Annotated in this window: 19 protein-coding genes and 1 tRNA gene; 8 read left to right on the forward strand and 12 right to left on the reverse strand. The window is 47.8% G+C overall.

What is annotated here, in order from left to right:
• From A4G20_06330 to A4G20_06365, 8 genes are all read right to left on the reverse strand, one after another.
• The gene (locus A4G20_06330; protein ID QIW15975.1) at positions 1-2901 is read right to left on the reverse strand and encodes a hypothetical protein; all 2901 of its coding nucleotides are present in this window, start codon (positions 2899-2901) and stop codon (positions 1-3) included.
• A gap of 122 nt (positions 2902-3023) precedes the next feature.
• Entirely contained in the window at positions 3024-3947 is a 924-nt protein-coding gene (locus tag A4G20_06335; GenBank protein QIW15976.1) for a tRNA pseudouridine(55) synthase TruB, read from the reverse strand.
• Between the two features lies 1 nt (position 3948).
• A complete protein-coding gene (locus tag A4G20_06340) occupies positions 3949-4332 on the reverse strand; it encodes a ribosome-binding factor A (protein ID QIW15977.1) in 384 nt (127 codons plus the stop codon).
• Between the two features lie 72 nt (positions 4333-4404).
• Positions 4405-4481, reverse strand: a tRNA-Val gene (locus A4G20_06345).
• Positions 4482-4559: 78 nt separating this feature from the next.
• Positions 4560-5378, reverse strand: coding sequence for a bis(5'-nucleosyl)-tetraphosphatase (symmetrical) (locus tag A4G20_06350; protein QIW15978.1), 819 nt, complete (start codon positions 5376-5378; stop codon positions 4560-4562).
• Between the two features lie 2 nt (positions 5379-5380).
• On the reverse strand, positions 5381-5989 hold the full coding sequence (locus A4G20_06355) for a hypothetical protein (protein QIW15979.1): 609 nt from the start codon (positions 5987-5989) through the stop codon (positions 5381-5383).
• Positions 5990-6111: 122 nt separating this feature from the next.
• Positions 6112-7374 (reverse strand): phosphate permease, encoded by a 1263-nt coding sequence (locus A4G20_06360; protein ID QIW15980.1) that lies wholly within the window; start codon positions 7372-7374, stop codon positions 6112-6114.
• Positions 7375-7388: 14 nt separating this feature from the next.
• Complete coding sequence (locus tag A4G20_06365; protein ID QIW15981.1) at positions 7389-8069, reverse strand: TIGR00153 family protein; 681 nt, start codon at positions 8067-8069, stop codon at positions 7389-7391.
• A gap of 331 nt (positions 8070-8400) precedes the next feature.
• Here A4G20_06365 and A4G20_06370 point away from each other — a divergent pair, with 331 nt between their 5' ends.
• The 8 genes from A4G20_06370 (at position 8401) to A4G20_06405 (ending at position 15606) form a co-directional block, all read left to right on the forward strand.
• Complete coding sequence (locus A4G20_06370; protein QIW15982.1) at positions 8401-9384, forward strand: phenylalanine--tRNA ligase subunit alpha; 984 nt, start codon at positions 8401-8403, stop codon at positions 9382-9384.
• 168 nt (positions 9385-9552) lie between these two features.
• Complete coding sequence (locus tag A4G20_06375) at positions 9553-11940, forward strand: phenylalanine--tRNA ligase subunit beta (GenBank protein ID QIW15983.1); 2388 nt, start codon at positions 9553-9555, stop codon at positions 11938-11940.
• 19 nt (positions 11941-11959) lie between these two features.
• Positions 11960-12250: an integration host factor subunit alpha gene (locus tag A4G20_06380; GenBank protein QIW15984.1), complete on the forward strand. Its 291-nt coding sequence runs from the start codon at positions 11960-11962 to the stop codon at positions 12248-12250.
• 95 nt (positions 12251-12345) lie between these two features.
• Complete coding sequence (locus A4G20_06385; GenBank protein QIW15985.1) at positions 12346-12885, forward strand: endopeptidase; 540 nt, start codon at positions 12346-12348, stop codon at positions 12883-12885.
• 200 nt (positions 12886-13085) lie between these two features.
• Complete coding sequence (locus tag A4G20_06390; protein QIW15986.1) at positions 13086-14033, forward strand: negative regulator of sigmaE; 948 nt, start codon at positions 13086-13088, stop codon at positions 14031-14033.
• The gene (locus tag A4G20_06395; GenBank protein ID QIW15987.1) at positions 14030-14464 is read left to right on the forward strand and encodes a transcriptional regulator; all 435 of its coding nucleotides are present in this window, start codon (positions 14030-14032) and stop codon (positions 14462-14464) included. The genes A4G20_06390 and A4G20_06395 overlap by 4 nt, the downstream gene beginning before the upstream one ends.
• Before the next feature lie 123 nt (positions 14465-14587).
• Entirely contained in the window at positions 14588-15202 is a 615-nt protein-coding gene (gene sspA, locus A4G20_06400; GenBank protein QIW16868.1) for a stringent starvation protein A, read from the forward strand.
• Complete coding sequence (locus A4G20_06405; GenBank protein QIW15988.1) at positions 15202-15606, forward strand: ClpXP protease specificity-enhancing factor; 405 nt, start codon at positions 15202-15204, stop codon at positions 15604-15606. The genes sspA and A4G20_06405 overlap by 1 nt, the downstream gene beginning before the upstream one ends.
• A gap of 37 nt (positions 15607-15643) precedes the next feature.
• Here the strand turns inward: A4G20_06405 and A4G20_06410 are convergent, their stop codons facing one another.
• The 4 genes from A4G20_06410 to A4G20_06425 form a co-directional block, all read right to left on the reverse strand.
• Complete coding sequence (locus A4G20_06410) at positions 15644-15874, reverse strand: lactate dehydrogenase (GenBank protein ID QIW15989.1); 231 nt, start codon at positions 15872-15874, stop codon at positions 15644-15646.
• Positions 15875-16234: 360 nt separating this feature from the next.
• A complete protein-coding gene (locus A4G20_06415; protein ID QIW15990.1) occupies positions 16235-17920 on the reverse strand; it encodes a long-chain-fatty-acid--CoA ligase in 1686 nt (561 codons plus the stop codon).
• A 177-nt stretch (positions 17921-18097) separates the two neighbouring features.
• On the reverse strand, positions 18098-19381 hold the full coding sequence (locus tag A4G20_06420; protein ID QIW15991.1) for a citrate (Si)-synthase: 1284 nt from the start codon (positions 19379-19381) through the stop codon (positions 18098-18100).
• Positions 19382-19429: 48 nt separating this feature from the next.
• The gene (locus A4G20_06425) at positions 19430-22045 is read right to left on the reverse strand and encodes a bifunctional aconitate hydratase 2/2-methylisocitrate dehydratase (protein QIW15992.1); all 2616 of its coding nucleotides are present in this window, start codon (positions 22043-22045) and stop codon (positions 19430-19432) included.
• Positions 22046-22181: the final 136 nt, after the last annotated feature.

Here is a 22181-nt window from a genome sequence, read left to right on the forward strand (position 1 = left end):
TTATGCTCCGAACATGAGGTTTAAAAATTCCGGTTCGAGGGCCTGGATATTAAGCATGGCCACATCACCTGCTGCATTGATTTCCCACTGATTAACCAAGCTGTGATCACCATTGAGATAGACCAGGTCAAACTCGCTATCCTTAGGATTAAGGGCTAATTTGTCAAAGAGGGCATTCAGGTTGTCGTAATGCCAACGGCTGCAATCCCGCCAAATAACCAAGCAGCGCTGGCCATTAGCCAAACGCCCCTCCACGGCCACATAGCCCTCACTTTCTGCCCGATGGCGGATATTTTCCACCCGTAAACCTAAGAGATAATTAAAGGTTTCCACTAGGTCGATGGCCTGCTTGCGGTAGGCCCCAGCCGAATCGGTCGCAATTTTCAGCTCATAATCAAAGGGCTGTTTGAAATCTTCCACAGAAAGCAGGCTGCCCCGGCTTTCCACATCCAGCATATAGTGGAGCAGATAATCTTTTGCAAAATCTTGGCCAAAGAGATCCGCTTGCCCGGCGGTTAATTCCAGGTTATTAAGGGTGTCTTCATAGCTTTCTAACTTAAGCACCTTAACCATTTGCGACAGGCCACCCAAACCGCCATTGGCAGACGGTAGAGGCTTGCCCTCCTTCCAATCCTGGCTGTAAATCACCTTTTGCACCCGGGGTTTAAGCACGGTGTCAAAGTATTCACCCTGTTCGACCAGGATATACTTGCGTTTCCCGCCGTCTTCGCGGTTAAGGTTAATTGCGGCATGGGCGGTTGTGCCTGAGCCGGCGAAGTAGTCGAGGATGAGGTCGGATTGCTTAGTTGAGAGCTTAATTAATATATCAATTAAACTAACTGGTTTTGGAAAGTCAAAAATATCACCAATACCTAACTTTCTTAAAAGTTCAGTACCATTGTTGTTAGCAAATTTAGAATTAATTAAGTCATTAGTTGTAAGAATTAGATTTGCATCTTTGTCAATTAATTCATTAGTTCCAACAGCAAATTCTTTATTTATATAATTTCTCACTCTAAGCGTGGTTGGAGTTTCAATAATAATACCTAATTCAATAGCTTTAAGCATTCTTTCTTTAGTCCAAAGCCAACGCCTTCTATTTCCTCTTGAGTCAATAGGTTTATATATTTTTCCATTGTATTCAATATCATAATCACCACCAGCAGAATATCCTTGAGTAGAAGAAGCTAAGATTGGACTAGTATCTCCCTCAATATATTTCCCATTTTTGTCTTCTTTAAGGTCTTTTACATTTCTTTCTATAACTCTGTTAAAGTCAAACTCTTTGTTTTTAGCATATAAAACCAGATAATCATTAGTTATTGAAAAATATTTTTCTTGAGAAGGACGTTGGGCTGACGTTAGTCGAGGAATACTACCAATAAAGTTTTTATCTCCAAATAAAAGATCATTTAATAGTTTTAAATTAGCATATTCATTGTCATCTATGCTTATAATAGATACACCTGTACTGCTGACTAAATTTTTAGATAGTTCAATCCTATTACTTAATAAAGTAATCCAAGATGAATGGTCAAAATTGTCTTTATATATAAATCTACCTTCTGCTCGATCTTTCTCTGTATTATAAGGCGGATCAATATAAATACATTTGACCTCTTCCTTATAACGGGCCTGTAAGAGATTAAGGGCTTGGAAGTTATCGGAGTGAATTAGTAGGCCGTCGATCTGAACATCTAAATCCAGATCATCGAGGGCAGTGAGCAGTTGGGCTTGGAAGGAGGCAGGGTAGAGGGCAGTATCCACCACCAAATGTGGGTGCTGGGCTTGAATGTCGTCTAATAATTCAACAATATGCGGGGGGGGGGTAACACTGTCTAGCCCATTTGTCAAATGAGGATTTGACCAGTCAAAGAGGCTTTTCCAGGCTTCAAGTTGTTTAGGGTTGGCAAAGACTTGGGGCAAGAGGGCGGCTGGGATCTTGTCCAAGGTGATTAAATAAGAAGACGCAGCCACAAATTTTTTCTTAAGCCACAATTTCTTCTGGAAATCTTCCAGCTGGGCCAAAAAGGCGATAAGGTCTAGGGCGATGGCACGCAGGGTTTTAATGATTTGGAACTGGTTTTCCAGCTGTTCAAATTGCTCGGCCTGGCTGATATCGTCTAAAAACATCACTTCATTCTTAATGTAAAAATCTAGCTCTCGACGCAGGAAGGCGCCCAAGTCCTTATGGATAAAATAATCGGCGGAATTTTTTGCCGTGTAGTCGGTCAGGTGTTTTTCCAAGAGGGTACGGGCCTTGTTTTTCTCTGTTGGGGCAGGGGCGACCAAGGCCTGCCAATTTGCAAAAAATGGGGCATTTTGCACCGCTTGCAGGGTGGCCTGGTTGAGGCTTTCTTGCTTGGCCTTGTCTTGTACCTGGTAGGTAAAATCTAAAATCAGTTGCTGATCGCCTTCTTCATGGTTGCCTGTATAGACAAAATAACGCTTGCTGTTTTCCTTGCGGTTGTCCTTGGCAACATCGGCCTCCACCAAACGGAAGAGCACTTCCCGGCCGTCTTCTAGCCTAAAGCGGTAGTTGCTGAAATTCTCGCTAGACTTGGTGTAATACTGATCCTTGTTTGCCCAATGCAGCAAGACCTCCTCGCCATTATAGGGCACGGCATAGGTATCGCCCTTGTAACGCCGCTGGCTGATGAAATCCCCTTCATCATAATAGCGGCTAAAGAAGGTGAGCAGGTGACTATACACCACATTTTCTTGGGCAGGATTACCATCCTTAAAGGCAGATTGTACTGATTGGGCCAAATCCTGCTCTAAAAATTGGTTAATCTTGGCCGAACGGCTGTTTAAAATCCGGTAAATCCCAAAATCCAGATCTGCACGGTCGATTTGGAAGATTTGTTTGAGTTTGGTGACAAGGTCATGATAAGCGTTCATAAAACATCCTTAAAAGAAAGAGGTGGAGGTATTATACCCGTTAGATAAAGGGTGGAAAATATTTCTTTTGGAAAGATTACTTCGATAAAAAGGTGCTGAACTAGAGCAGCACCTTAAGGTATTTAGGATGAGTAAACCACCATCCGCACAGGCCGAATAACATTGTCCTCTCGAATTTCGGCAATGCCTAAAAAGCTGCCCGTAGCAGAAATAAGGCGGACTTGGCCATAAAGATTTCCTTCATTTGCGAACTTGACCCGCTGGCCAAAGCCAACAGCCTGGGTTTGTTCAGCCGTCAAGGTCAGTTGAGGGAGATTGGCAACAGCCGTATCCAGGGGTAATAGGAGCTTATCTAGGCTTGAAAGCGGTTGATTTTCTGCCATTTTTTGCAAATCTTCAATGCTCATCATGCCATCAGCAGGGTAGTTGGCCACAGCCAAACGGTGGAGCATGGTAACATGGGCGCCACAGCCTAGCATTTCGCCCAAATCATCAACCAAGGTGCGGATGTAGGTGCCTTTAGAGCAATGCACCTCTAGGGTTAAGTAAGGGGCTTGGTAGTCAATAAAGGTTAGCTCAAAAATGGTAATGGGCCGGGCTTCCCGCTCAACCGTAATACCTGCTCGGGCATATTCGTAGAGGGGCTTGCCCTGGTGTTTGAGGGCAGAGAACATGGTCGGCACTTGTAGAATATCCCCTCTAAAGGCATCCAAGGCCTTGAGAATATCTGCTTCAACTACTTCAATTGGCCTAGTTTCTACCACCTGCCCATCGGCATCGGACGTATCTGTCCGCTCGCCCAATTTTGCCGTAACTCGGTAACGCTTATCAGAATCCAGCAGGAACTGGGAAAACTTGGTGGCCTCGCCCAAGCAAATAGGCAACATACCGGTTGCCAACGGGTCAAGCGCCCCAGTATGGCCGGCCTTATTGGCCTGAAAGAGGCGTTTGACCTTCTGCATAATGTCGTTAGAGCTTATGCCTTGAGGCTTGTCTAAGAGAAAAATGCCGTGAATATCACGGCCTCTTTTACGCGGTCTGCCCACTTTATTCTTCCCCTGATTGACGGGCCTGATCCTTACGCACCACGTTTGTCACCAGGTTAGACATCCGCATACCTTCCACCAAGGATTGGTCGTAGAGGAAACGTAATTCAGGCACAATACGCAAACGCATGGCCTTGCCAACCAAGGTGCGAATGTAGCCAGAAGCCTTGTTTAAGCCCTCTAAACCACGCTCAACCGCACTTTCATCGTTATCAAATAAGAAGGTGACAAAAACCTTGGCATAGGCCAAGTCACGGCTGATTTCCACATCCGACACTGTCACCATGCCAATACGAGGATCTTTGACCTCACGCTGTAAAATAATCGCAATTTCTTTCTGTAATTCCTGAGCAACACGATCTGCTCGGCTAAATTCTTTGGCCATAAGGGCTCCTTTAGTGCTAACACATAAAACAAAACCCCTCGATGGGTTCGAGGGGTTTTGCTAAGTAAAATATGGTGCGACTAGCTGGACTCGAACCAGTGACCCCCACCATGTCAAGGTGGTGCTCTAACCAACTGAGCTATAGTCGCTTAAAAACGAGGTGGATTATAGAGGAGAATTTTGGGCCTTGCAAGGGCTTTATGTTTATCTGCTTGTTTTTAAAGCGCTTATTGGTGATTTAATCTCTTTTGGGTGAAATAAGTCTTATCTTCCCAGCGGAGCAGGGTTAAATGATTATTCCATACACAGCCTGTATCAAGGGCGTAGATGTTTGGTGGCGTAGGGTAGCCAATCAAACTTGCCCAGTGGCCGAAGATCAGATCTTGGTTTTGGTAAAGAGGGTTATCCAGCTCAAACCAGGGTTTTAGCTCGCTTGGGGCATCTTGTACTTGCAATTTACAGGCAAAATCTAACCGCTTGTCGGCATAACAAAAACGCATTCTGGTGAAGGCATTGAGGATATAACGCCAGCGATCTATGCCACTTAGCTTATCCTGCCAGAGGTCTGGCTGGTTGTCGTACATTTGGGCCAGTAGGCTGCCGTAATGGTCTGAACGCAAGATAGCTTCGACCTCTTGGGCTGCTTGTTTAGCGGTGGCTAAATCCCATTGGGGGCTGATGCCGGCGTGGGTCAGCACAAAGCCAAAGCGGGGGTGCTGGGCTAATAGCGGTTGAGTGCGTAGCCAGTCCATGAGTTCAGCAGCATCTTCTGCGGCAAAAATGGCTTCTACCTTGTCTTTGGGCTTGATTTTTTTGATGCCCAGATGGGTGGCCAGCAGGTGTAGGTCGTGGTTGCCCAGCACAGTGGTGGCTCGGCTACCCAAGGATTTGACAAAACGCAGGCATTCCAAGGACTTTTCGCCACGGGCAACCAAATCACCTGTCAGCCAAAGCTCATCGGCAAGCGGGTCGAAATCCACCTTTTTTAGCAAAAGTTGGAGTTCATCAAAGCAACCGTGCAGGTCGCCGACTATGTAGGTTGCCATAACTACCAGCTATTATTACGTTTGCGGCGTGGAATAAGGAAAGGCACGAGCAAGCCCAAGAGTAGGCCAGCCCCTAAAACAGCCCCGCCATAGATAAACCATTGGATAACGATTTCACGTTTTTCGGCATCGTGCATGGTTTCTAGGTCACGGTTTTTGTTTTTGATGATGTCCAGTTCTCGCTTGAGTTGGGCATTTTGGTCAATCAGGCTGCTGCTTTGCTGTTCGGCCTGTTGGGTGCGGCGTTGCATTTCTTGGGTGCGTTGCTGCCAGTCGGCATCAATCTTGTTGAGCTTGAGGGTTAGCTCTTGCACCTGTTGTTGCAGTTGTGGAGTCAGTTCTTTGGAACTTGGGGTGGAGGTCAGTTCGCTGTTTAAGATCCAAACCTCACGGTTCTTGCTGTCCCGAATAAGCGAGTAGCGGTCTTTTTTATCCAAGAGGGTGACTTTTTCGCCGGCTTGAACCGAGCCTGCAATTTTGAAATTATCGCCCGCTCCCTTACGCACAAAGGTGCTGAGGTTTTCAGTAACATAGCGGGTTTCAGCCAAGGCCGTGCTGGAGACAAGCGATCCGAGTAGGACACAAAGGAGCGTAGAAAAGCGTTTTTTCATTGTTCTATCCTGAAAAAAGAAAGGGTTAAAATTCCATAATTAGAAAATTTGACTAAATCGTCTAATTAAAAAATCTTAAGGCATAAAGAAGAGAGTGCCGAAGCACCCTCTTAGTTCCCGATTTAGTTAAAAATTGAGCTTAAAATAAAGTAGATAATGATGGAAATCAGGGCGCCTGCTGGCAGGGTAATAACCCAAGAGGCCACGATATTGCGGATAACCCCTAAATTCAGGGCTGCAATACCACGGGCAAAGCCAACACCTAAAATCGCACCGACTAAGGTTTGAGTTGTGGAAATCGGCAGGCCTGTGCCTGAGGCAATCACTACCGTAATGGCACAAGCAAACTGAGCAGCAAAACCACGGCTTGGGGTCAAATCTGTAATCCCTGAGCCGATGGTGCCCATTACTCGGCTTCCCATCACAATAAGACCAGTTGCGATACCAATGGCACCCAGTGGCAGCACCCAAGGGGCGATAATGCTTTTTTCAACAATGGCACCGCCATGATCAACAATAGAAACCACCGCAGATAAAGGCCCGATGGCGTTGGCCACGTCGTTTGAACCGTGGGCAAAGGCCATAGCACAGGCGGTTAAGAGCATAAGTGTGCCAAATACTTTTTCTACACCGCCGAAGGCGCCATTTGCGGCCTTCTTTTTGAAGGTTTCGCTTCTTAAGTAGAAGTGGCAGGCCACGATAGAAATAGCGGCAAGCACAGCGGAAATCAACATGGTTTGGCCTGTTGAAAGGTTGAGGCCAACGTGCTTTAAGCCCTTGCTGACAGTTACGATACAGAGAATAAAGATAGTTAAACCCATATAGTAAGGTGCATATTTTTGGGCATTGGCCATAGGGGCTTCAGTGTCGAAAATCAGTTTTTGGGTGCTGATAAAAATGGCATAGGCGACAAGGCCTGCTACCACTGGTGTGATAAACCAGCTGCCGACAATCCCACCCAGGCTGCCCCATTTCACGGCTTCAGCACCTACGGTAATGCAGCCAAAACCGATGATAGCACCGATAATGGAGTGAGTGGTGGAAACTGGCCAGCCCATTCTGGAGGCAATCAATAGCCAAGCCCCTGCGGCAAAGAGGGCAGACATCATCCCTAAAACCAGGGTGTCAGGGCGGCCTGCAAATTCACTGATGTCCAAAATCCCGCTTTTCATGGTTTCGGCCACTTCGCCACCAGCCAAGTAGGCCCCAGCGCATTCAAAAATCATGGCAATAACAATGGCTTGTTTGGCAGTGATAATGCCCGAACCTACCGAGGTTCCCATGGCGTTGGACACATCGTTAGCACCAATACCAAAGGCCATAAAAAAGCCAAAAACAGCCGTGATAATAACGAGAATATGTCCATATTGATGAATGAGTTCCATAATAAATCCTCTTCTTATGAGCGTGCCAGCATCAGCTCAATGCGTGATCCTACACGCTGAGCCTGGTCGGCTAAAATGCTGATACGTTCGATACATTTATATAAGAACATCACATCAATCGGGTTCAGTTCTTTTTCCAAGCCAAGCAGGGTACGGCGAAGCACAATTTGCAGCTGATCGGTGTCGTCTTCAATTTGGTCTAACTCTAAGATCATATTATTGACAAAGGTCAGCTCACGGCCCCTAAAGCCTGTTTCGAGAAGCTGGTCAAGCTCGTGTAGCACCTTGCGGACTTGATGGGCAGCGTCTAGGCTGCGGGAAAGGAAATCTTTAAAGATAGGCTGCATTTGTTCTGGAATAACCAGCTGGCGACCAAAAATACGGCCTGAAATATCTCTAGCATAGTTGGCTAATTTATCAAGCTGGGTGACCAGTTCAAGTAGGTCGGTACGCTCAACAGGCATAAATAAACCACGCGGCAGTTTTAAGCGAATTTCACGCTTTAAGGTGTCCGCACGGCGTTCTAAATCAACAATTTGGCCACGAACTTTTTCAGCTTCTTCCCAGTTTCCTTGGAAGGTCGCTTCAAAAAAGGGCACTAATAAGGCACTGCAATCGGCCACTTTGGTGGCGTGTTTTTGCAAGGGCTTTAACGGCGAATGGGCGAATAATCCTAAAATATTATTCATTGCCATAAGTATATCTCCAAATAGGTTGTTAGGTGAGGTGGTTTGTAAGGACAAACCGTTGGCAATTTTACTTGATGTTCTTATAAAGGTCACCAATAAATCACGGTCTGAACCCAGAAAGCGGTAATAAATTTGTAAAAAATATTCAATTTTTGCCCGCTTGTCGTGCAGGCTTGAGGCAGGGCTTTTAGGCCTAGCAAAGACAGAAGGCAAAAAATCTTTATTTTGACCTTAAAAATCAACACTTTACATTTACAAAACCAACGTTAAGTATTATCATCCTGTCCACATTCGCCTTTTGGGGCAGATTTATTTTTATCACATTTTAGAGGAAGGTATGCAAAACCTAGAAAATCTGGTCGCAACCGCACTGCAAGCGGTTGAAAATGCAAGAGATGTTGCAACACTCGAAGCCTTACGGGTGGAATATTTTGGTAAGAAGGGCCATTTTACGGCGCTTATGCAGGGCCTGCGTGATGTGTCGCCTGAAGAGCGTCCAGCCGTGGGTGCTAAAATTAACGAAGCCAAACAGCAGGCTCAAGAGGCCTTAAACGCCAAAAAAGAAGCCTTGGAAACGGCAGAATTGGATGCCAAATTAGCGGCTGAAAGCATTGATGTCAGCCTGCCTGGTCGCAAAACCGAATTGGGCGGCCTGCACCCTGTGTCCATCACCATTGAGCGTGTGACCAAGTTCTTTGGTGACCTAGGCTTTTCGGTGGAAAGCGGCCCAGAAGTGGAAACCGACTACTACAACTTTGATGCACTCAATATTCCAGCCCACCACCCAGCTCGTGCCGACCACGATACCTTCTGGTTTGATGCCGAACGCCTTTTAAGAACCCAAACCTCAGGCGTGCAGATCCGCACCATGGAAAAAGTGCAACCACCTATCCGCATTATGGCCCCGGGCCGAGTGTATCGTAACGACTACGACCAAACCCACACCCCCATGTTCCACCAAATTGAGTTGCTTTATGTCGACAAAAAAGCCAACTTCACCGAACTCAAGGGCTTACTACACGATTTCTTACGCAACTTCTTTGAAGAAGACTTACAAGTGCGTTTCCGTCCATCCTATTTTCCTTTCACTGAGCCTTCTGCCGAAGTGGACGTAATGGGCAAAAACGGCAAGTGGTTGGAAGTGTTAGGCTGCGGTATGGTGCACCCAAATGTCTTGCGTAATGTGGGTATTGATCCGAATGAATACTCAGGCTTTGCCGTGGGCATGGGCGTTGAGCGTTTGACCATGTTGCGTTATAACGTAACCGACCTGCGTGCCTTCTTTGAAAATGATTTGAGATTTTTGAAGCAGTTTAAATAAATTTGTAAAAATAACCTTCCCTCCACCCGCTTGCGGGGGGAGGTGTCACGAAGTGACGGAGGGGGCAAGCGGTGAAAACTTCACAAGTTATTGCAAATCCCCCTCAGCCTTCGGCAGCTCCCCCGCAAGCGGGTGGAGCGAACATAATTAGATTAAAGGAACAAAACAATGAAATTCAACAATGCTTGGTTGCGTGAGTGGGTTAATCCAGATATTACCGTAGAACAACTCTGCGACCAAATTACCATGTTAGGTTTAGAAGTCGATAGTTGTGACCCTGTGGCAGGCGAGTTTAGCCAGGTTGTGATCGGCGAAGTGGTGGAGTGCGGTAAGCACCCAGAGGCCGATAAGTTACAGGTTACTAAGGTTAATGTGGGCGGTGATCGCCTCTTAGACATCGTTTGCGGTGCACCAAATTGTCGCCAAGGGCTGAAAGTGGCTTGCGCGGTGGAAGGGGCGGTTCTGCCAGGTAACTTCAAAATCAAGAAAACCAAGTTGCGTGGCCAGCCGTCAGAAGGGATGCTTTGCTCTTATTCAGAACTAGGTATTAAGGAAGATCACAGCGGCATTATCGAATTGCCGGCCGATGCCCCTGTGGGAACAGATTTCCGTGACTACCTCAAGCTAAACGATCAGGCTATTGAAATCAGCCTAACGCCAAACCGTGCCGACTGCTTGAGTATTTCAGGTATTGCCCGTGAAGTGGGCGTTATCAACCGTCAGCCTGTGCAAGCCCCTGCCATTGAGCCTGTGCCAGCGACAATTTCAGACAAGATCGAAATCGATCTGCAAGCCCCAGAAGCCTGCCCACGCTATCTCTTGCGTGTGGTGAAAAATGTCAATGTTAAGGCGGCTTCTCCATTATGGCTACAAGAAAAACTCCGCCGTTGCGGTATTCGTTCTATCGACCCAATCGTGGATGTGACCAACTACAGCCTACTTGAGCTGGGCCAACCTATGCACGCCTTTGATCTGGCCAAGGTTGCCGCCCCTGTGCAGGTGCGGATGGCCAAAGAGGGTGAGGAATTAGTGCTATTAGATGGCACAACCGCCAAACTACAAGCCAACACCTTGCTCATTGCCGACCAAAAGGGCCCGCTTGCCATGGCAGGGATCTTCGGTGGTGAGCAGAGTGGGGTGAGCGAAAGTACGACCGATGTTGTGTTAGAAGCCGCCTTCTTTGCCCCGCTTGCCATTGCTGGCCGAGCTAGACAATATGGCCTGCATACCGATGCCTCCCACCGTTTTGAACGTGGCGTGGACTATGCCCAAACTCGTTTAGCCATGGAACGTGCCACTGCACTTTTACTGGAAATCTGTGGCGGTGAGGCAGGTGAAATTGTCGAAGCCGTGAGCGAAACACATCTACCAAAAGCGAATACGGTCACTTTACGCCGTAGCAAGTTGGATGACCTGATCGGTCACCATATTGAAACTGAAACCGTAACCGATATTTTCGCCCGCCTGGGCTTCAACCCAGTTTATGCTGATGATGTTTGGACAGTCACTTCCCCAAGCTGGCGTTTTGATATTGAGATCGAAGAAGATCTGATTGAGGAAGTAGCTCGGATCTACGGCTACAACAGCATTCCAAACAATGCACCATTGGCCCATCTCAATATGCGTCACCACCGTGAGGCAGATTTACCGCTCATGCGAGTCAAACAGGTTTTAGTCGATAGCGATTTCCAAGAGGCCATTACCTATAGCTTCGTTGATCCAAAAACCCAAAACCTGCTCCATCCACAGGCAGAAGCCTTAATTTTGCCAAACCCAATTTCCAGCGAAATGTCAGCCATGCGAGTCTCTCTCTTAAGCGGCCTCTTGGAAGCCGTGGCCTATAACCAAAACCGCCAGCAAGGTCGGGTACGCTTGTTTGAAACAGGCTTACGCTTTATTCTAGACCAAGCGGCCGAAGCAGGCGTTCGCCAAGAATTTGTCTTAGGTGGCGTGATTGCTGGGGCCAAACGTGCCGAACACTGGACAGGCAAGGCCGAAAATGTCGATTTCTTCGATCTTAAGGGCGATGTGGAACGCGTACTTGCCCTAACCGATGTGGCCGACAAGGTACGTTTTGTGCCAAAAGCCTTCCCAGCCCTCCATCCAGGCCAATCTGCGGCTATTGAGTTAGACGGGGTAGAAATCGGCTTTATCGGCACGGTTCACCCGAAAGTGGTGCAAAAATTAGACTTGGCAGGCAAGCCAGTGGTTTTTGAATTGCTCTGGTCAGCCATTGCCAACCGCCCAGTAACGGCAGCCAAAGAGATTTCCAAATTCCCAGCCAACAAGCGTGACTTAGCGTTAGTTGTAGCAAGCGATGTGGCTGCTGATGATGTGCTCCGTACCTGCCGTAAAGTCGGTGGCGAAACCTTGGTCGCAGTTAATTTATTTGACGTTTATCAGGGCAGCAACATTGAAGCCGGCAAGAAGAGCTTGGCCGTGAGCTTAACCTTGCAAGACAGCCAAAAAACCCTTGAGGAAGAAGAAATCAACGCCTTGGTGCAAAAGGTCTTAACGGCCTTAAACCAACGTTTCCAAGCGGTGCTTCGTGACTAAGGATATTTAAGGATAACTTATGACACTGACAAAAATTGAAATCGCAGAAAACCTAATGGAGAAATGCGGACTAGATAAGAGCGTTGCCAAGCAGTTTGTAGAGCAATTTTTTGAGGAAATTCGGGCCACCCTGGCTTCTGGGGAAGATGTCAAACTTGCCAGCTTTGGCAATTTCGAAGTGCGGGAAAAGGCTGCCCGCCCTGGACGCAACCCAAAAACCGGAGAGGAGGCTATTATTTCCGCCCGCCGTGTCGTGATGTTTAAGCCAAGCCAGATCCTGCGAGAGCGGATTAAGCAGGCCAATCCATAGCAACAAGCGGTCGAAAATTTGTAAAATTTTGCAAATTTCTGACCGCTTGTTTATTTATTTGCTCTAAGTTGCAAATTATTTAACCAAGGTTTCCTATGTTTATACTCAAATCGAAAATGGGTTCGCTGGCATTGATCGCCGCCCTAAGCCTCGGGCTTTCGGCCTGCTCCAGCGGCAATACCCAAGCCAAGGTGGCCAAGCCTGCCAAGAGCCTTTATAGCAAAAATCAGGTCAGCAGCCAAAAGAGTTCGCTCAAAGACCCGAAAATTGTTATTCAGCGCCTCCAAGCCCAACACAAGAGCTGGCAGGGCACCCGTTACCGCATTGGCGGCACCACCCGCAAGGGTGTGGACTGTTCGGGCTTTACCCAAGCCACCTTCCGTGATCTCTTTGGCATTAAACTGCCTCGTATGACGGTTGATCAGGCCAAGGTGGGCGTAAAAGTCAATAAATCAGAGCTCAAGGCAGGGGATTTGGTTCTCTTTAAAACCGGCCGAGGCCCTAATGGCCGCCATGTGGGCATTTATGTCAAGGATGGCCAATTCCTCCATGCCTCCACCAAGGGCGGGGTGATTTATTCCAGCATCCATTCGCCATATTGGTCCAAAACCTATTGGCAGGCCCGCCGTTTATAGGGGCTAGATAAGCAAAAATATGAACTAGATCACAAAGTTAAACTTTTTTCGTTACTTTCTTGAAGAAACATTTGAAAAATTGACGAAATTGACGTAATCTAGCACGCAACAAACAAGAAGTGTTGTGTCCAACAACCGATTTCATAAATTTGCTTTCCGAGTAGCCCCGCAAGGGGCTTTTTTTATCTGTAGGGTTTTATATGAAGAAATGGTTTTATGTCTTGATCTTCCTGCCCTTGGCTGTCTGGGCGCAAACACCTAGCACGCCCTTGGGTTATTTGCAGGCCATGCAGGCTGCCCATAAATCTGCTGATTTTGAACTGCTTTATTTTCTTAAACAGGGCGAGCAAACGGCCAGCCTGCGTTATCGCCATGCAACTGAAGGGAAGACCCAGTATGCCCAGCTCTTGCACCTGGAAAACGGGCGGGAGGAGATCATCTTAAAGGATAATTTGGTCAGTTATTTCGGCCACGGTTTTCAGCCCTTCAGCCTGGAAAGTGAGGCTATTTTGGATAACCTGCCTAGCGCCTTTTATGGGGATTTCTCCCACTTGCAGGGCTATAATTTGGTAGATGGCGGCCGGGCCAGGGTGGCGGATCGCATTGTTCGCATTATCCGCCTAGTACCCCGTGATGATTTTCGCTACAAATACCATCTTTGGATTGACGAGGAAAACTTCCTCTTGCTCAAGAGCGAATTGCTGGATCGTGATAACCAAGTGCTAGAAGAATTTAGGGTGGTACAGGCCTATGTGGATGAACAAATGAAGTTCATTATTGAGCCCATTAATTCCTTGGTCTTGCCCAGCCTTCTAACTCCAAGCAGCCAGGCTGCTCAAACCCAGTGGCAGCCCAAATGGTTGCCCGCAGGCTTTCAGCGGGTTAAAAGCAGCCTGCAAAATTTGACCATTGGCAGCCAGCTAGAGCAGGTGGAAGGGCAGTTTTACAGCGATGGCCTCTTTACCTTTAGCATTTATGTGGTGCAAAATAAGGGTATTGTCTTTGATGAACAGTTCTGGCGTAATGATAAACTCAGCATTTATAGCCATACCATAGGCGATAAGGATGTAGTGATTATGGGGGAAATTCCCTTGATCACGGCCAAGTATATTGTGGAGCAAATCCAGTTTGAGGAGGAAGCCAAATGATGGTAGAAACGGCAACCGTGGTTGCCTACCGAGAGGGGATTGCCACAGTCCAATGCCAGGCCAAAAGCGGCTGTGGCGGCTGTTCGGCTCAATCAGGCTGCGGCACCAAGTCCCTGTCAGCCTTGGTAGGCGAGCGTTTTGCCCCGCGTTTTGAGCTGGAGGTGCCAGAGGTGCTGGAAGTTGGGGATAAGGTTCAACTGGGCCTGCCAGAGCAAACCTTGTTGCGAGGCATTATGTGGATCTACTGCCTGCCACTTTTGGCTCTAGTGGCCAGCAGCCTCTTGCTTTCCCAGTTTATTGAGCAGGAATTATGGGTGGCCTTGGGGATTGTGGCTTGTACAGGCCTCAGTTTCTTTGTGGCTCGGCAAAAATTAAGGGCAGAAAAGGCCCGTCAATTTGAGCCGATTTACCTGGGCAAATGCAAATTTTAGGCAAAATCCTACCGCTTGCGTGCGATTTCAAGTGAAAAAGCCCGCTCAACTGTGGTAAAATACAGGGATAATCTAGTATCAGTTAATGGAGAACTTATGACAAGTGCAAACAAACGTTCGGTAATGACCCTTTTTGCAGACAAAAACGATATTTACAGCCACCAAGTGCGTATTGTATTAGCAGAAAAAGGCGTGCCTTACGAAATTGAAAATATCATCACTGGTACCATTTCAGAAGATTTAATGGAATTAAACCCACGCGGCTCCATTCCAACCTTGGTTGATCGGGACTTGGTCTTGTTCAACTCCCGCATTATCATGGAATATTTGGACGAACGCTTCCCGCACCCGCCGCTGATGTCGGTTTACCCTGTGCAACGGGCCAAGTGCCGTTTAACTGTCAATAGTATCCAAAGCGACTGGTATAGCCTGATGGACGTGGTCAATCGGGATCCTGATTCTGCTGAGGGTAAAAAAGCCCTGGCTCAACTCAAAGAAGAAATTATGGCCATCAGTGGTGTCTTTGCCGCCCAGCCTTACTTTCTCAACGATGAATTTAGCCTCAACGACTGTTATGTTGCCCCGCTCCTATGGCGGATGCACAACCTGGGCGTGGAATTCACCGGCACGGGCAGCAAGGCCATCAAGGCTTATATGACCCGCATTTTCCAACGTGAAAGTTTTGTACAATCGGTTGGCGGCGCGGCCCCAAAACATCTCATGGATGATAAAGACTAATGAAGCCCTTACGCCCTTATCTCTACCATGCCTACTACAACTGGATCTTAGACAACGACTATACCCCTTATTTATTGGTGGATGCAGACTATGTTGATGTGGATGTGCCTCGAGAATTTGTCAATGACGGCAAGATTATTCTCAACATCTCGCCCCGTTCTATTGGTCAATATGTAGTAAACGATGAAGCCATCAGCTTTGGCGCCCGTTTCCAAGGTATGCTGCGTGAAATCTACATTCCCTTTGGGGCCGCCGTGGCCATTTATGCCCAAGAAACCGGTGATGGCACCATGTTCCAAGAGGAAGCCTACTACAGTGAAGCAGCCTATTTGGCCCGCTTAGGTTCGGCAGAGCCAGAGAAGCCAAAAACGAAAAAGGCTTCTAAGCTCAAATTGGTTAAATAAGACAAAGGCTAGGAGAAAACCTAGCCTTTCTTTTATCTTATGCCACTGCTTTTTGAGTTTGCAAGCCCTTGAAAATATAGTAGGCGTTGATGGTGACCACAAAAGCGTTTAGCCCCCAAACAGGAATAGAGCCAATTAAAAGCCCATATATCACAAAACAAGCACAGCCAACCGAGTTGAGCAAACGCAATTTAATGACGTCCTTGAGCAAGAAGGAACTGGCCACTAAAATCATGGCAACATAACCTAAGATTTCAATATAATTCATTGGTTTTTCTCCCTTAAATATAGATGGTTCTATTATAAGGGCTTGAAAGACAATGGAAAATAGGCGGCAAAATAGCAAAGGTTTGCGTGGTAAAAATTTACAAAAGTCCCTCAATATTAAGTGCTATCCTCAATTATCCTTACAACTTCACCATTTCCTCTCTCCTGTTTTGGCCTAATCTAGATATGATCATACCTGATAAAACCAACCATAAAAAAAGCCCGACACCAAAAAAGCGGTTGTCGGGCGGAGGTCTTACTTAAGGAAATGAAAAAAACTGTTTGCTTACGTCTGCATTAGCATCTAGTTGCTTAGTAAGACCTTGCTTTTGTGATGGAGTTCACGGTTTTTGAAAAAATTTTAATCTTTTTTCATTTTGGCGATTTCTTCATCACGCAGGACGCGGCGGAGGATTTTGCCGACGTTGGTTTTTGGCAGCTCGTCCCTAAATTCGATGTCCCGTGGGATCTTATAGCCTGTCAGGTGCTGGCGGCAGTGGTTGCGCAGCTCTTCACGGGTCAGGCTTTCGTCTTTTTTGGTAACGTAAATCTTAATGCTTTCGCCAGAGGTTTTGCTTGGAATGCCAATGGCCACGGCTTCATTGACCTTGGGGTGGAGGGCGACCACATCTTCGATTTCATTTGGATAGACGTTAAAGCCTGACACGATGATCATGTCTTTTTTGCGATCCACAATGCGGAGATTGAGGTCTTGGCCCATCTCGACAATATCGCCTGTGGCCATAAAGCCGTCTTTGATAACCTCAGCCGTGTCTTCAGGGCGTTGCCAGTAGCCCTGCATCACTTGCGGGCCCTTAACCCAGAGTTCGCCTCGTTGGCCCATAGGCACATCATGGCCATTGTCGTCCACAATACGAATATCTGTATTAGGTACAGGTACGCCAATGGAGCCTGAATATTCGGTGGAGTCGTTTCGAGTAGCGGCAATCAGTGGCGAACATTCAGTCATACCATAGCCTTCAATGATATGGTTGCCTGTGGTTTGGTGCCAGCGGGCGGCCACTGCGCGCTGAATGGCAGCCCCACCGCCAACAGAAAGGCGGAGATGGCGGAAGTCCACATCTTTGAAATACTCATTGTTGAGCAGGGCATTAAAGAGGGTATTCACGCCTGTAATGGCCACAAAAGGATATTTACGTAGCTCTTTCACAAAGCCTGGAATATCTCGTGGGTTGGTAATTAAAAGTCCGGTTACGCCCAATTCAATAAAGAGCAGGCAGTTTACCGTCAGGGCAAAGACGTGATAAAGCGGCAGGGCAATCACGGCGATGGGTTCACGGGTGCCTCTTAGGAGCGGCTCGGCCACCCATTTGGCCTGGAAGATGTTGGCCAAAATATTGCGGTGGGACAGCATAGCCCCCTTGGCCACGCCTGTGGTGCCGCCTGTGTATTGGAGGAAGGCCAAGTCTTCAGGCAGAACAGTCGGTTTCACATACTGGCGTTGCTTACCAATGCTGAGGGCCTCACGGAAGCTGACGGCATGAGGCAATTTGTATTTTGGTACTAGCTTTTTGACGTATTTGACCACGAAATTGACTAAGGTGCGTTTGCCAAAGGAAAGTTGGTCGCCCATACGGGTTAAAATAACGTGCTTAATTTGGGTGTCAAAAACGACTTTTTCCAAGGTGGCGGCAAAGTTAGACACAATCACAATGGCCTTGGCACCGCTGTCGTTAAGCTGGTGTTCTAATTCACGCGGGGTATAGAGCGGATTAACATTCACCACCACCAGGCCTGCACGCAAGACGCCAAACAGGGCGATAGGGTATTGTAGGAGGTTGGGCATCATAAGTGCCACACGGTCGCCTTTTTCAAGGCGTAATTCATTTTGTAGGTAGGCCGCAAAGGCACGGCTGCGTTCTTCCAGCTTGCGGAAGGTTAAAACCTGCCCCATGTTGATGTAGGCCGGCATATCAGGGTGGCGTTGCACAGCCGCTTCAAACATGGCCAATAGCGATTCATATTTATTGAGGTCAAGCTCTCTTTCAGCCTGGGGCGGATAGTTATCAAACCAGATTTTTTCCATGGGTATCCCTTTTAAACAAAAATTAGGGCAATTTTACTCGAAATCCTGCCAAAACTCATGCTTTTATGTGGTTTGGAGTGGCACAAGCGGTTAAAAATCTGCAATTTTTTGCAAATCTAGACAAAAACGAGAGAATACTCGTTAAAGTATTCTCTCGCCATTTGATTCAGGACAAGTCTAGTCTTGAATATGTCTTTCTTTTTCGCCCGTATAAATTTGTCTTGGGCGGACAATTTTGAGGCTTTCTTCGTGCATTTCCTTCCAGTTGGCAATCCAGCCCACAGTTCTAGCTAGGGCAAAAATCACCGTAAACATAGAGGTTGGAATGCCGATGGCTTGCAGGATAATGCCAGAGTAGAAGTCCACATTCGGGTAGAGCTTACGCTCAACGAAGTACGGGTCACTTAGGGCAATGCGTTCAAGCTCCATGGCTACTTCTAGCAATGGGGTGCTGACGTTTAGCTCTTTTAAGACCTCGTGGCAGGTTTCACGCATAACCTTGGCTCGTGGATCGTAGTTTTTATAGACACGGTGGCCGAAGCCCATGAGGCGGAATGGATCGTTTTTGTCCTTGGCACGCGCAATAAATTCAGGAATCCGATCCTTGGTGCCGATTTCTTCTAGCATCTTAATGCAGGCCTCGTTGGCCCCGCCGTGGGCAGGCCCCCAAAGAGAGGCGATACCCGCTGAAATACAGGCAAATGGGTTGGGGCCAGAGGAGGCCACGCCACGCACTGCCGAGGTAGAGGCATTTTGCTCGTGGTCGGCGTGCAGGGTGAAGATTCTGTCCATGGCACGTTCTAGCACAGGGTTTACCTCATAAGGCTCGCAAGGGGTGGCGAACATCATATAGAGGAAGTTGCCTGCATAAGACAGGTTGTACTGCGGGTACATAAACGGCCGGCCGATGCTGTATTTATAACACATGGCAGCCAGGGTTGGCATTTTCGCCAAAAGGCGGATGGCCGTTTTGTTACGGGAGTCTTGGCAGGAATTATCCACGATGTCGTGGTAGAAAGCCGCCAAGGCGCTACTGGCCGCACACATGACCGCCATTGGGTGAGAGTCACGGCGGAAGCCTTGGAAGAGGCGGGTAAATTGTTCATTTACCATGGTGTGAGAAACCAATTCCTTGCGGAAGGCTTCAAATTCTTCAGGGGTTGGCAGCTCACCGTAAAGGAGCAGGTAGGCCGTGTCTAAGTAGGTTTTGTGGGTGGCCAATTCATCAATTGGGTAGCCACGGTGGAGAAGCACCCCTTCATCGCCATCAATATAGGTAATGCTGGATTCGCACAGGGCAGTGGAGGTTAAGCCTTGGTCGTAGGTGAATAATTGTTCTTTTTGTAAGGCTTCCACCCCAATGGCATCATAGCCTAGGTTGCTTTGGTAAACAGGCAGGCTAAATTTACGTCCATCACTAAGCTGTAATTCTGCTTTTAAGGTTGGATGTAGTTTTGGCATAGTCAGTTCTCCTTATTTCGATTGACTGATGATATTGTGTTGCATAGCTTAAGCTGCAGTTTGCAAAATAATATTATTGGCTTTTTGGGTGTAGCTGTTAATGTGGTCGAAGTTCATATAGCGGTAGGTATCGTCCTTATCGCCATCCAGGCTTTCCACATAGCTGAGGTATTCTTCCACACTTGGAATACGGCCCAACAAGGCACAGACCGCAGACAATTCAGCGGAAGCCAGGTAAACAAAGGCACCCTTACCCATACGGTTGGGGAAGTTACGGGTGGAGGTGGAAATCACCGTTGCCCCGTCTGCCACACGAGCTTGGTTACCCATACAGAGGGAGCAGCCCGGCACTTCAATACGGGCGCCGCTCTTACCATAAATGCTGTAGTAGCCTTCTTCGCTGAGTAGGGAAGCGTCCATCTTGGTTGGTGGGGCAATCCACAAGCGGGTTGGGATCATCTCTTTGGATTGACTGAGCAATTTACCTGCGGCACGGAAGTGGCCGATATTGGTCATACAGGAGCCGATAAAGACCTCATCCACCTTGTCGCCTTGCACCTCAGACAGCTTGCGGGCATCGTCTGGGTCATTCGGAGCACAGAGGATTGGCTCTTTGATTTCCGCCAAGTCAATTTCGATCACAGCCGCATATTCAGCATCACTGTCGGCCTCCATCAATTCTGGGTTGGCAATCCAAGCCTCCATGGCCTGAATACGGCGTTCCAGTGTGCGCACATCGCCATAGCCCTCGGCAATCATCCATTTAAGCAGGACGATATTGGAATTGAGGTATTCGATAATCGGTTCTTTGTCTAATTTAATGGTACAGGCCGCCGCAGAACGCTCGGCTGAAGCGTCCGATAGCTCAAAGGCCTGTTCGACCTTGAGTTTTTCCAAACCTTCAATTTCTAAAATACGGCCAGAGAAGATATTTTTCTTACCTGCTTTTTCAACGGTCAGAAGGCCTTGTTGAATAGCGTAGTATGGAATGGCGTGAACCAAGTCCCGCAGGGTAATGCCCTTTTGCATTTCGCCCTTAAAGCGGACTAACACTGACTCAGGCATATCCAAGGGCATCACCCCTGTGGCGGCAGCAAAGGCAACCAGGCCAGAACCTGCCGGGAATGAAATCCCGATTGGGAAGCGGGTGTGGGAGTCGCCACCTGTGCCGACCGTGTCAGGCAGGAGCATACGGTTGAGCCAGGAGTGGATTACGCCATCACCAGGCTTGAGGGAAACCCCACCACGGTTCATGATAAAGTCAGGCAAGGTGCTGTGGGTGACGATATCCACTGGTTTTGGATAGGCGGCCGTGTGGCAGAAGGACTGCATCACCAGGTCGGCTGAGAAGCCTAGGCAGGCTAAGTCTTTGAGTTCATCACGGGTCATCGGGCCAGTGGTATCTTGCGAACCCACGCTGGTCATTTTCGGCTCGCAGTATTCGCCTGCCCGAATGCCCTCTACGCCGCAGGCTCTGCCGACCATTTTTTGGGCCAGGGTGTAGCCTTTTGCAACTTTTTGGTCTTTTTGACCCGCTTGTGGTTTGGCAAAGACATCGCTATCTGGCAGGCCAAGGGCGGCACGGGCTTTTTGGGTCAGGCCACGGCCGATAATCAGCGGAATACGGCCGCCTGCCCGTACTTCGTCTAAAAGCACGTTGGTTTTGAGCTGGAATTCGGCCAAAACTTCATCAGAATTGTGTTTGCAGATCTTGCCAGCATAAGGGTAAATATCAATCACATCGCCCATGTGGAGCTGGCTGACATCCACTTCAATCGGTAAAGAACCGGCATCTTCCATGGTGTTGAAGAAGATGGGAGCAATTTTACCGCCCAAGACCACGCCGCCTGCCCGCTTGTTAGGAATGAAAGGAATATCATCGCCCATCAGCCATAAGACGGAGTTGGTAGCTGATTTACGGGAAGAACCTGTGCCGACCACATCGCCCACATAAACCAACGGGAAGCCTTTTTCTTTAAGGCCTTCGATTTGTTTCATTGGGCCGATATTGCCTGCATCATCTGGCACAATGCCATCCCGCTCATTTTTGAGCATGGCGAGGGCGTGGAGCGGAATATCTGGGCGTGACCAGGCATCTTGGGCTGGAGAGAGATCGTCCGTGTTGGTTTCGCCCGTTACTTTAAAGACAGTCAGGGTCAGTTTTTCAGCCAATTTTGGACGGGACAAGAACCATTCTGCCTCTGCCCAAGACTGCATAATTTGCTGGGCAAATTCATTGCCGGCCTTGGCCTTGTCGGCCACATCGTGGAAGCTGTCGAACATGAGTAGGGTATAGGACAGGGCCTTAACGGCTTCTGGTGCAAGCTCAGGATTGTCTAGGGCTTGAATAAGTGGCTCAATGTTGTAGCCCCCCTGCATGGTGCCTAAGAGGCGAATAGCTTCTTGGCCTGAAATCAGTGGTGACTGGGCCTCGTTTTTGACGATGGCGGTGAGAAAGGAGGCCTTAACATAGGCTGCTTCATCCACCCCTGCTGGAATACGCTGGCTAAAGAGTTCCAGCAAAAATTCAGCCTGACCTTCAGGAGGATTTTTGAGTAATTCAATTAAATCTGCGGTTTGCTGGGCATTGAGTGGCAAGGGCACAATACCTTGTGCTGCCCGTTCATCACAATGTGCTTGGTATGATTCTAAAAAGCTCATAATTCCCCCTGAAACAAAATTTGTTTAAAAAATAGAAATAAGACCTCCTAATAATAGCCCACAAAAAATAGAAAACAAGTTATTTTCACAAGTTTTTAACAAAAGTGTTACATAGATCAAATTTTATGAAGAAAAATTG

The sequence above is a fragment of the Pasteurellaceae bacterium RH1A genome, from assembly GCA_012221805.1.
Taxonomy (GTDB): Bacteria; Pseudomonadota; Gammaproteobacteria; order Enterobacterales; family Pasteurellaceae; genus RH1A.